This is a genomic window from Bacillus sp. FSL K6-3459, assembly GCF_038003305.1.
Lineage (GTDB): Bacteria > Bacillota > Bacilli > Bacillales > Bacillaceae > Bacillus > Bacillus pumilus_O.
Genome location: NZ_JBBOOW010000001.1, coordinates 2,715,887 through 2,726,266, shown reverse-complemented (window position 1 = coordinate 2,726,266; position 10,380 = coordinate 2,715,887). Strand labels below are relative to the sequence as shown.

The 10,380-nt window shown below is 40.7% G+C and carries 14 protein-coding genes; 7 read left to right on the top strand and 7 right to left on the bottom strand.

Annotated features, from left to right (window positions below; all coding sequences use genetic code 11):
- The 3 genes from menB to menC all read left to right on the top strand — a co-directional run bounded on the left by menB (position 1) and on the right by menC (position 3,462).
- Positions 1-819, top strand: a complete 819-nt coding sequence (gene menB / locus MHI35_RS13825; RefSeq protein WP_044142129.1) for a 1,4-dihydroxy-2-naphthoyl-CoA synthase — start codon at positions 1-3, stop codon at positions 817-819.
- A gap of 71 nt (positions 820-890) precedes the next feature.
- Positions 891-2,351, top strand: coding sequence for an o-succinylbenzoate--CoA ligase (locus MHI35_RS13820; protein ID WP_335349328.1), 1,461 nt, complete (start codon positions 891-893; stop codon positions 2,349-2,351).
- Positions 2,338-3,462, top strand: a complete 1,125-nt coding sequence (gene menC, locus MHI35_RS13815; protein ID WP_144523691.1) for an o-succinylbenzoate synthase — start codon at positions 2,338-2,340, stop codon at positions 3,460-3,462. The genes MHI35_RS13820 and menC overlap by 14 nt, the downstream gene beginning before the upstream one ends.
- 106 nt (positions 3,463-3,568) lie before the next feature.
- On the opposite strand, the gene MHI35_RS13810 is transcribed toward menC, so the two are convergent.
- The 4 genes from MHI35_RS13810 to MHI35_RS13795 all read right to left on the bottom strand — a co-directional run bounded on the left by MHI35_RS13810 (position 3,569) and on the right by MHI35_RS13795 (position 6,412).
- The gene (locus tag MHI35_RS13810; RefSeq protein ID WP_211064435.1) at positions 3,569-3,760 is read right to left on the bottom strand and encodes a hypothetical protein; all 192 of its coding nucleotides are present in this window, start codon (positions 3,758-3,760) and stop codon (positions 3,569-3,571) included.
- 25 nt (positions 3,761-3,785) lie between these two features.
- Positions 3,786-3,944 (bottom strand): DUF1540 domain-containing protein, encoded by a 159-nt coding sequence (locus MHI35_RS13805; protein ID WP_008360682.1) that lies wholly within the window; start codon positions 3,942-3,944, stop codon positions 3,786-3,788.
- 68 nt (positions 3,945-4,012) lie between these two features.
- A complete protein-coding gene (locus MHI35_RS13800) occupies positions 4,013-5,059 on the bottom strand; it encodes a cytochrome d ubiquinol oxidase subunit II (protein ID WP_186325114.1) in 1,047 nt (348 codons plus the stop codon).
- A gap of 21 nt (positions 5,060-5,080) precedes the next feature.
- Complete coding sequence (locus MHI35_RS13795; RefSeq protein ID WP_211064436.1) at positions 5,081-6,412, bottom strand: cytochrome ubiquinol oxidase subunit I; 1,332 nt, start codon at positions 6,410-6,412, stop codon at positions 5,081-5,083.
- Between the two features lie 175 nt (positions 6,413-6,587).
- Between MHI35_RS13795 and MHI35_RS13790 the strand changes: the two genes are divergently transcribed.
- Positions 6,588-6,830, top strand: a complete 243-nt coding sequence (locus MHI35_RS13790) for a type B 50S ribosomal protein L31 (protein WP_003217579.1) — start codon at positions 6,588-6,590, stop codon at positions 6,828-6,830.
- Positions 6,831-7,030: 200 nt separating this feature from the next.
- Here MHI35_RS13790 and MHI35_RS13785 read toward each other — a convergent pair whose 3' ends face one another.
- On the bottom strand, positions 7,031-8,014 hold the full coding sequence (locus MHI35_RS13785; protein WP_335349327.1) for a metal ABC transporter solute-binding protein, Zn/Mn family: 984 nt from the start codon (positions 8,012-8,014) through the stop codon (positions 7,031-7,033).
- 214 nt (positions 8,015-8,228) lie between these two features.
- Here MHI35_RS13785 and MHI35_RS13780 point away from each other — a divergent pair, with 214 nt between their 5' ends.
- Positions 8,229-8,792, top strand: a complete 564-nt coding sequence (locus MHI35_RS13780; RefSeq protein ID WP_012010995.1) for a beta-class carbonic anhydrase — start codon at positions 8,229-8,231, stop codon at positions 8,790-8,792.
- Position 8,793: 1 nt separating this feature from the next.
- Here MHI35_RS13780 and yidD read toward each other — a convergent pair whose 3' ends face one another.
- Positions 8,794-9,018 carry a membrane protein insertion efficiency factor YidD gene (gene yidD / locus MHI35_RS13775; protein ID WP_144523716.1) on the bottom strand — a complete coding sequence of 75 codons (225 nt, stop codon included), beginning with the start codon at positions 9,016-9,018 and terminating at the stop codon, positions 8,794-8,796.
- Between the two features lie 126 nt (positions 9,019-9,144).
- Between yidD and MHI35_RS13770 the strand changes: the two genes are divergently transcribed.
- Positions 9,145-9,618, top strand: coding sequence for an S-ribosylhomocysteine lyase (locus MHI35_RS13770; protein WP_012010994.1), 474 nt, complete (start codon positions 9,145-9,147; stop codon positions 9,616-9,618).
- A 114-nt stretch (positions 9,619-9,732) separates the two neighbouring features.
- Positions 9,733-10,167, top strand: coding sequence for a FixH family protein (locus tag MHI35_RS13765; protein ID WP_144523717.1), 435 nt, complete (start codon positions 9,733-9,735; stop codon positions 10,165-10,167).
- 8 nt (positions 10,168-10,175) lie between these two features.
- Here MHI35_RS13765 and ytzI read toward each other — a convergent pair whose 3' ends face one another.
- Positions 10,176-10,322, bottom strand: coding sequence for a YtzI protein (gene ytzI / locus MHI35_RS13760; RefSeq protein WP_041815877.1), 147 nt, complete (start codon positions 10,320-10,322; stop codon positions 10,176-10,178).
- Positions 10,323-10,380 lie beyond the last annotated feature (58 nt).

Here is a 10,380-nt window from a genome sequence, read left to right as displayed (position 1 = left end):
ATGGCTATTGAATGGCAAACTGAGCGTCAATATGACGAAATTTTATATGAAACGTACAATGGGATTGCAAAGATTACGATTAATCGTCCACATGTACATAACGCGTTTACACCTAAGACTGTAAGTGAATTAATTGATGCATTTTCGCGTGCTCGTGATAATTCGAATGTTGGTGTGATCGTACTTGCAGGTGCTGGAGGCAAAGCATTCTGTTCTGGTGGAGACCAAAAAGTACGGGGTCATGGCGGTTATGTAGGAGACGACCAAATTCCGCGTCTAAATGTACTGGACTTACAGCGTTTGATTCGTGTCATTCCAAAACCTGTTGTTGCGATGGTTGCTGGTTATGCCATCGGCGGCGGACACGTTCTTCATATTGTATGTGACCTGACAATTGCAGCAGATAATGCAATTTTTGGACAAACTGGTCCAAAAGTAGGGAGCTTTGATGCTGGTTATGGTTCAGGCTACCTTGCCCGTATTGTAGGTCATAAGAAAGCGAGAGAAATCTGGTACTTATGCCGTCAATACAATGCACAAGAAGCGCTTGATATGGGACTTGTCAATACAGTTGTACCATTAGAGCAGCTTGAAGAAGAAACAGTGAAGTGGTGTGAGGAGATGCTAGAAAAGAGCCCGACTGCTTTACGATTCTTGAAGGCTGCATTTAATGCAGATACGGATGGATTAGCTGGAATTCAACAATTTGCAGGAGATGCGACTCTTCTTTATTACACAACAGATGAAGCAAAAGAAGGACGCGATTCCTTTAAGGAAAAACGCAAGCCGGACTTCGGTCAGTTCCCGCGTTTCCCTTGATTCAATCATACCGATGAAAAACAGCTTAGTGCATCAGACTAAGCTGTTTTCTTTTACGAAAAGGAGGTGTCATGATGAAGCAACCGAATTGGCTGCTCCACCGTGCTTATGTAACACCAGAAAGAGTCGCGCTCATTTATCAAGATAAAAAATGGACATTCCGCGATTTAGCTGATGAAGTCAATGAGCTTTCAAATAGACTGGCACAAACAACATTAAAAAAAGGGGAAGCAGTCGGGCTTCTGATGAACAACCATCCTCAAATGGTGATGCTTGTCCATGCTTGTTTTTCATTAGGATTCAAAATCGTTCTTTTGAACAATAAGTTAACAAAAGCAGAAAGACGCTTTCAACTTGAAGATGCAAAAGTAGTCGCTTTATTTACTGAACCTGATTATGCCAGTGATCATAAGGATGAACTTCCCGTTTATACAATGGAGACGTTACCTGAAGCAGGTCAAGAGAATGTAAAGAAAATCGAAAACGATTTTGACTTGAACCAAACAGCGACGATCATGTATACATCTGGCACAACAGGACGCCCAAAAGGGGTCGAGCAAACGTTTGGTAATCATTTTCATAGTGCAGTTTCCTCTGCACTCAATATGGGCCTCAGAGAGGATGATCGCTGGCTTATTTCACTGCCTCTTTTTCATATTAGCGGATTATCCGCTTTATTTAAGTCTGTGATTTATGGGATGACTATCGTACTTCATCAGAAGTTTGATGTCGATGAAGTAATAGGTTCGATTGAACAGCATCGTGTGACGATGATATCTGTTGTCCAAACGATGTTATCTCGTTTATTAAGCAGACTGGAAGAATGTCCGTCTTCTTTGCGCTGTCTTTTATTAGGCGGAGGGCCTGCGCCTTTGGCGATGCTTCAAGAAAGCAAAGAGAAAGGGTTCCCTGTCTTTCAATCGTACGGCATGACAGAGACTTGTTCACAAATTGTGACCCTTGCACCTGAATTTAGTGTAGAAAAGCTTGGATCAGCGGGAAAACCCCTTTTTGGGTGTGAGCTGAAAATTCAAGATGGTACACGCATTTGTCGTCCTTTTGAGCATGGCGAAATTATGGTGAAAGGGGCAAATGTCATGAAAGGGTACCTTTACCGTGAAGAGGCGACCGCTGCTGCCTTTGATCAAGGCTGGTTGAAAACGGGGGATATTGGCTATGTGGATGAGGAAGGTTTTTTATTTGTGCTTGACCGCCGTTCAGATTTGATTATTTCTGGCGGTGAGAATATTTATCCTGCTGAAATTGAAGCGGTCCTTTTAACACATCCGCATGTAAAGGAAGCCGGAGTGACGGGTATATATGATGATAGATGGGGAGAGGTACCAGCTGCCTTTCTTGTCACGGATCATAAAATATCGGAGAATGAGCTCTATGCTTTATGTGAGTCGCATCTAGCAAAATATAAATGGCCTGCCGCTTTTCACTTTGTGGACGAGCTGCCAAGAAATGCGTCAAATAAATTGCAGAGGCACAGACTCAAGTCAAAGGGGTTTTTAGATGATTCAAATTGAACGAGTGATTTTATATCATGTCACGATGAAGCTCAAGCAGCCATTTACCACAAGTCTTGGGACCATCTCAGATCGTGAATTTATTATTGTCGAGGTAAAAGATCAAACGGGATTGACTGGATGGGGAGAAGTGTCAGCCTTTTCTTCTCCGTGGTATACGGAAGAAACCATTGAGACCTGTTACCATATGCTGAGAGCTTTCTTTATACCAAATGTGCTGACACGCACCTTTACACACCCTTCAGAAATACCAGACAGCCTGTACCAATTTAAAGGGAATCGGATGGCGAAAGCGGGAATTGAAGCCGCTGTTTGGGAGATTTATGCGAAGCGTGAGAATAAGTCGTTACGAGATGTATTAGGCGGCACCAAGGATAGAATACCTTCTGGAGTTGTAGCAGGATTAGGACCCGTAGATGACATGCTAAAGCAAATACAGCAATTTGTGGATCAAGGCTATCAGCGTGTGAAGGTGAAAATTAAGCCGGGACAGGATATTGGACTCCTTAAAAAAATTAGAGAGTCTTTTCCCCACCTTCCACTAATGGCGGATGCAAACTCTGCTTATGAGTTAAAGGATATAAGCAAACTCAAGCAACTCGATGACATTCGCTTATTAATGATTGAACAGCCCTTAGCTGCAGATGATATCGTCGATCATCGCCATTTGCAAAAGCATTTAAAAACACCGATATGTTTGGATGAAAGTATTTGTTCCTTAGATGATGCTAGAAAAGCTGTAGAGCTTGGCAGTTGTCAGATTATTAATGTGAAGCCTTCTCGAGTTGGAGGGCTGACAGAAGCCCTTAAAATCCATACATTTAGTAAAGAGCATCAAATTCCATTATGGTGTGGGGGAATGATTGAAACAGGCATTTCCCGCGCGCAGAACGTGGCACTTGCTTCTCTTCCGCAATTTACAATTCCAGGTGACATTTCAGCTTCGTCAAAATATTGGGAGCAGGATATCATTTATCCTGAAATCAAGGTTGAAAATGGTTTTATTGAGGTGCCTCGTTCCCCAGGAATGGGCGTAGAAGTGGATTATCAAGCGCTTCGTTCTTTTTCAGATAAAATTGACGTGTTTACAAAACATGATTTTGTGATGTGAAAATGAGGTATTCACCTTTTGCACATCCATTAAAATCTATATATAGTGAGAGAAAGTCTTTCCTTCCTGTCTCAACAAAAAAGAAAGAGCGGTGATCCGCTCTTTCTTACTCTTCTACCAGTTCGCTGTCATAAGCAAGCTGTCCAATATAGTGATTCATCTCACTTGGCATGTCTGTTGCATGGCCATATTCATAATCCCAAAGATTTAAAAAGGAGTGAGCAGCCTGATAAAATGCGGCTTCGTCCGCGTCATGAATTTCGTCAAAAAATGTTTGAAGCAGCCGATCGTGTTTCAATGTGAAGCGCCTCCTTGAATGAGACTTAAAGATCTTGTGGTTTAAACGTTTTACAATCCGTTTCTTCACTTTTTTCAGCCGTATTACCTGTGTGGCTGACGACATAGATTGCATCTGCCCCACAGCGGTTTCCAGCATTCCAATAGGAACAGTTATTGACTTCACAAAGGATTTTTTGACTCATATAGATGACCTCCTTTTGAGTATGTCTTTCTTCTATAATGTAACCGAAATGAACCTTATCCATTCACGTTAATCTTCTTGGCGAATATAGCGCTTATCCTTCATAAACAATTTCCAGAAAAAATAGAACCCAGGAAATAAGATGATAAAACCTACAATATACGTGATAAATAATGCTCTAAATGTCACAGGGTCTGTAAATCCAGACATGATTGTAATATCTGGATAGGCCATATAAGGCAAATGGGCACGTCCGTACACGTAGCTTGCTAAAAAATATTGAAGGGTAATCGCAATGACAGCTAAACGCGGCCTGCCTTTCCGATGCTTAAACCGGCTATTTGGCAAAAATAGAGCCAGCCCTGCTAGCAAAAACATCAGGAGTGATACAAGAAGAATAGGGATGTTCTGCATCATTTTTGTGAACAGCCAATTTGCCTCGCTTCTTAATGTCAGCATGATGAAAAAGGCCATCATGAGTGAAAGCGGACCCGTAATGAGCGCTCCTCTTCTATAAATGCTGTAAGCTTCATCTTCATCAGCCACATTCGAAAAATCAGCTAAAAGCAATGAAGAAAGAAAAAGGGTGCTGAAAATGGCAAAGCCGACAAAAGAATAGACATTTGCACTCGTAAAGACGAGTCCAAGATCTAATGAGTAGTTGTTGTTCTCCTCGAAGATAAATCCACCATGAGTAATCGGAAGAACCATGATGAGGATCGATGGAATGATAAAGCCGCTAATCCCTGAAATGTAAGTCACTGCTTTTCTGTATTTTTTAGGAAGAGAATGAGAAAACACGAGAAACCCGCTTCGCAGTGCAAGAAGCAATAATATAATACTGCCGGGTATTAATAAAACCGTACCAAGGACAAAGGTCGCACCTGGAAACATGCTAAACAACGCAACAACAATTGCGACAATGAATACGTTCGTTACTTCCCATGTTGGAGAAAGGTACTTATTTGCGATATTAGCGGCCTTTGTTTGTTCTTTATTCATATAAATCATGGACCAAAATCCTGCGCCGAAATCCATTGATGCCATCACTGCATAGATAAAAACGAACCCCCATAAGATGGTGATTGCAATGAGTGCATCAGTTGTCACATCCATTTGCATCTAGATCGCTCCTTTTTAAGATTCTGATAACCGTAGGTCTTCTTCAATCGAATGTTTTCTAAAGTAGTACGTCAGCACAATCACAGTTGCTATGCCTAAGATGAGATAGACAATGGCAAATAGGATAAAAAGTGTGCCAATTGAGCCTGATGATGTGACGACCTCTGAGGTTTTGAGCATTCGATAAATGACCCATGGCTGACGGCCTGTACATGCAAAGATCCAGCCGAATTCAATAGCTAAAAGACTAAGGGGCCCGCCGAATAAGTAAAGAAAAAGAAGCCACTTCGGATAATGTTCGCGTTTTAAAATTTTACGGTAAAGCAATGCTAGCACCGCAAACAAAATGAGGACTGAGCCAATAATGACCATGCCGTTAAATAACGTGTGAATAAATAAAGGCGGCCACTCGTCACGCGGGAAATCATTTAAGCCTTTGACCACTGTATCAAAGCTATTCCCTGCTAGGAAACTAAGCGCCCAAGGGATTTCAATTGCTCCTTTAATTTCCTTTGAATCGGCATCAGTAAAACCACCTATTGCGAGAGGCGCATGTGATTGTGTTTCAAATAAACCTTCAGCACCAGCTAACTTTTCTGGCTGATATTCGTATAGAAGCTGAGCAGACTCATGACCATTTATAGCCGTAAGAAATGAGAAGAGGCCGCCTACAATGAGTCCCAGAAAAAGAGCTTTTCGATGAAACGTATAGAGTTTTTCATTCTTTCTTGTTTTGAGCATTTTAAAAGCGGCCACTGATGCAATGACAAAAGCACCTGTTGTAAAAGCAGACAGTACGACATGTGTCGCAGTTACGACGAAGCTTGGATTAAAAAAGGCTTTCCAAGGCTCGATATTCGTAATTTCTCCATTGACCATTTGAAAGCCAGCAGGAGTACCTTCAAACGCATGTACGTTTGTGATCAGAATCGCTGAAGCGGCTGCGCCAATCACAACAAAAATAACGGTAATAATCCGCATCGCAGGAGATAGGCGATCCGCTGCGTACACATAAATAGACATAAATAATGCTTCAATAAAGAACGCATAAATTTCAATCTGAAATGGCAGTGACATGACCTTTCCGATGACCTCCATAAAACCTGGCCATAGAAGAGCGAGCTGGGTACCAGCAATCGTACCTGTTGGAATGGCGACACCTAACAAGACAGCCTGGGCTTTCGTCCACCGTTTCGCCATGACAGCATAGTGAGGATCCTTCGTTTTTTGGAAGATGAGTTCAGCTAACAAAATCATTAGCGGGATGCCGACGCCAAGCGAGGCATAAATAATGTGAAAGCCCATGGTTGTGCCGAACAGGCTTCTAGCTAAAACGAGATCAGTCAATTTTTTCTCCGCCTTTCTTATCGCTTCTCTTTTACATGATGTTATTATTCTCCACCATTTTTAGATTATTCTTCCTGAATAAGAAAGCTTGATTTTTGACAAGTTGTAAAAGAGGGAGTAGAATATGAGTATAAAACGTAATTGTTACGTTTTGATAATGAAAGGAGTTTTGACATTGAAAAGAGATATTCATCCAACCTCACATGAAGTTGTATTTATGGACGTAAACAGCGGCTACCGCTTTTTGAGTAAATCGACAAAGTCATCCAATGAGACAGTAGAATGGGAAGATGGGAAAACGTATCCTGTCATTAAAGTAGAAACAAGCTCCGATACGCATCCTTTTTATACAGGACGCCAAAAATTCGGAGAAAAAGGCGGAAGAGCCGAGTTGTTTAAGAAAAAGTATCAAATGTAATATAAAAAAGCACACCCTACGGAACGGAACTGACCCCATAAGATGAGACAAATAAAAAACACCTTCAAGTTTGAAAACGGATCGTTGTGATCCGAAATAAAACATGGAGGTGTTTTTTCTATGGGGACAAGGGGGGTCAGTCCCAAATGGTGTGCTTTTTTACAGCAAAAACCCCCGGATCATCACCCGGGGTTTAACAATTAATCATTTAAAGCAGTTTTTAAGGTCTTTAGGTTTTGTTTCATTAAGCTAACGTAGCTTTCGCCATTTTTGGCGTCATCTTCAGTTATAGATTCTAAATTTTTAAGTGTGAGGCTTTTTGCCCCAATTTCACTGCGGATCGTATCTGAGACTTTGCTGCTGACGTTGTTTTCAAAAATCACATATTGAATGTGATGCTTTTCAGCTTTTTGAACAATGCTTTCGAGCTGTTTTTGTGAAGGCTCTTCAGAAGCGGATAACCCTAATACACTAATTTGCTCAATACCGTAGCGCTTTTCCCAATAACCGTAGGCTGCGTGGGAAACAAGGATTTCTTTATGTTTTGCTTTAGATAAGGTTGTGTTGAACTCTTGATCTAGCGATTGCAAATCTTTTTTTAGTTTTTCATAGTTTTTTGTGTATTCGTCTTTATGATCTGGATCTAATGAAACGAGTGTATTTTTAATGTTTTTCGCCATTTGCTGTGCATAAACAGGGTCTAACCATGCATGAGGATCTTTATCTCCGTGATCGTGTCCATCATGGTCATGTTCTTCCCCTTCATGATCGTGATCTTCACCGTCTTCATGTGAATGCTCTTCTTTTGTCGATAACAATTTGATGCCTTCGGCTGCTTTGACTGTTTTCACGCCTTGGTCTTTTAAGGTAGACGCGGTTTTGTCAGCGAATGCTTCAGCACCTGTGCCGCTGTAGATGAAGGCGTCACCTTCAGCCATTTCAACCATCGTTTTTGAACTTGGTTCAAAGCTGTGTGCATCTGCATTGGCAGGGTAGACGCTTTGCGCATGAACATGAGAACCGCCAATTTTTTCAGTGAAATCTTGAATCGGGAAAATGGTGGTGTAGACGGTTAGTTTTCCATCTGCTTTTCCTTTTGAAGCATTTGTGCCCGCACTGCTTGAGCAAGCGGCAAGACCGATCGCAAATAATGTAGTTATTAACATATAAAAGATTTTTTTCATGTGGAAAATGTCTCCTCTCAATCTATTAGATAGAAATGATTACGATTTAATGTCCTGAGTTATTGTATCGTAATAATTACGATTTGAAAAGAGGAAAATAAAAAAATTTCACCAGAAGATGTTTCCTTTAAAAAAAATGCGCTGCAAAACGTGACGAAATTTCTCACATTGTGCTATATTTATTTTTAAAAAAAGATAAAGGAATGGACAACGTATGAAACTTTTAGAAGAAATCATCGAATATAATCAACAATTTATTGAAGAAAAGAAATACGAAGAGTTTACAACAACGAAGTTTCCACAGAAAAAAGCTGTCATTCTGTCATGTATGGATACAAGACTTGTCGAGCTGCTTCCACGAGCAATGAACATGAAAAATGGAGATATCAAGATCGTTAAAAGTGCTGGTGCTCTTGTGTCTCATCCATTTGGAAGTATTATGCGAAGCATTTTAGTGGCTGTTTACGAATTAAATGCTGACGAGGTTTATGTCATTGGACATCATGATTGCGGTATGAGCAAAATAGATAGCCAAACACTTTTAAACAAAGCCATTGAGCGTGGTATCCCAGAAAAACGGATTGAAGTACTGGAATACTCAGGAATTGATTTTAAACAGTGGCTCAAAAGCTTTAGTTCGGTCGAAGAGAGCGTGAAGGACAGTGTGTCCGTTGTGAAAAATCACCCGCTTCTCCCATCAAATGTGCCTGTGCATGGTCTTGTCATTGATCCTGGAACTGGCAAGCTTGACGTAGTCGTCAACGGATATGAAAAGTAAGTTATTTTTCCTTTTTCGGCGGGACAGGATCGATGCCGCCAGGATGGAGCGGATGACATTTTAAAATCCGTTTGATGGTGAGCCAGCCGCCTTTTATCGCACCATGCGTTTTGATCGCTTCTAGCCCGTAGTTTGAGCATGTTGGATAAAACCGGCAGCTAGGTGGTGTAAGTGGAGAAATACATTTTTGATAAAAGCGTATGATGCCGATAAAAACTTGTTTCATAGTGGTTCCTCCTTGTCTGTCTATCACAGTATAAGAAAAAAGGACAAGGAAGGAAAGTTTTATAAACTAAACTGGTCGGAGAAATATGTTATAATATAGGAAATTGCAATTATAGGAGTGGTGATTATGCCTTCAGTTGAAAGCTTTGAACTTGATCATAATGCTGTAAAAGCGCCATACGTTCGTCATTGTGGCGTTCATAAAGTGGGATCAGATGGAGAAGTCAATAAATTTGATATTCGTTTTTGTCAGCCGAACAAGCAAGCAATGAAACCTGATACGATTCATACATTAGAGCATTTACTTGCGTTTAACATTAGAACACACTCAGAGAAATACGATCATTTTGATATCATTGATATTTCTCCAATGGGCTGTCAGACAGGCTACTATTTAGTGGTCAGTGGTGCACCAACTCCAGAAGAAATCGTTGAACTTCTTGATGCAACATTCAAGGATGCAGTTGAGGTAACAGAGATTCCTGCTGCAAACGAAGAACAATGTGGTCAAGCGAAGCTTCATGACCTTGAAGGGGCAAAACGTTTGATGCGTTTCTGGCTTTCTCAAGATCAAGAAGAGCTTCTCAAAGTATTCGGATAATCAATCATAAACCGGACATGTTGATGTCCGGTTTTTTTGTATTTGATCATGTGATGTCAAAATAGGGGATATTTGTTAAAATGGACATGTCAGTAAAAGAAGGGGGAACTAGGGATGCGAAAAATGTTGGGAATGATATTGATGCTCTTGTTATTAAGTGCATGTGGGAACTCTGCAGCAAATAGTGACAAAGGGGAGGTACCTGAGCTATTAGAAGTAAAGCTTACAGGACCTGAACAAGTAGAGAAAAATGAAAGCGTTATAGTAAAAGCAGCTGTCACATATGGTGATACGCCTGTCGATGATGCAGACGAAGTTCAATTTGAAGTGTGGAAAGATGGCGATAAGGATAACAGCAAGATGATTCAGCCAAAGAAAGAGAACAAAGGTGTATATGAATTGCATACAGCCTTTAAAAAAGATGGCCGTTATATCATACAAGTCCATGTGACAGCTAAACAGCAGCATAATATGCCAAAGACGAACATTCATGTAGGTGATGTGAAAAAAGAGAATTCATCTACTGAAAAAGAAACCTCACATCATTAAGTGGCATTTTATTTCGGGTTAGGACGTTGGTTTGGTTCAGCATCCTGTGGTGTATCGATTTTATGCTTATATTCATAAGCCTTCGATGTTGTCCACAGCGATAAAAAGACAACGATTGAGATAATGATAAAGCTGATAATCCCAAGTAGCAGCATCTAACTCCCTCCTTATTTCCATATTAACATATATTTCATGCAGTCAAAATAGAAGAAA

Coding starts and splice junctions, on each gene's coding strand:
- menB (WP_044142129.1), top strand. CDS start 1: ATGGCTATTGAATGGCAAACTGAGCGTCAATATGACGAAATTTTATAT.
- MHI35_RS13820 (WP_335349328.1), top strand. CDS start 891: ATGATGAAGCAACCGAATTGGCTGCTCCACCGTGCTTATGTAACACCA.
- menC (WP_144523691.1), top strand. CDS start 2,338: ATGATTCAAATTGAACGAGTGATTTTATATCATGTCACGATGAAGCTC.
- MHI35_RS13805 (WP_008360682.1), bottom strand. CDS start 3,944: ATGAGTCAAAAAATCCTTTGTGAAGTCAATAACTGTTCCTATTGGAAT.
- MHI35_RS13800 (WP_186325114.1), bottom strand. CDS start 5,059: ATGGATGTGACAACTGATGCACTCATTGCAATCACCATCTTATGGGGG.
- MHI35_RS13785 (WP_335349327.1), bottom strand. CDS start 8,014: ATGAAAAAAATCTTTTATATGTTAATAACTACATTATTTGCGATCGGT.
- MHI35_RS13780 (WP_012010995.1), top strand. CDS start 8,229: ATGAAACTTTTAGAAGAAATCATCGAATATAATCAACAATTTATTGAA.
- yidD (WP_144523716.1), bottom strand. CDS start 9,018: ATGAAACAAGTTTTTATCGGCATCATACGCTTTTATCAAAAATGTATT.
- MHI35_RS13770 (WP_012010994.1), top strand. CDS start 9,145: ATGCCTTCAGTTGAAAGCTTTGAACTTGATCATAATGCTGTAAAAGCG.
- MHI35_RS13765 (WP_144523717.1), top strand. CDS start 9,733: ATGCGAAAAATGTTGGGAATGATATTGATGCTCTTGTTATTAAGTGCA.
- ytzI (WP_041815877.1), bottom strand. CDS start 10,322: ATGCTGCTACTTGGGATTATCAGCTTTATCATTATCTCAATCGTTGTC.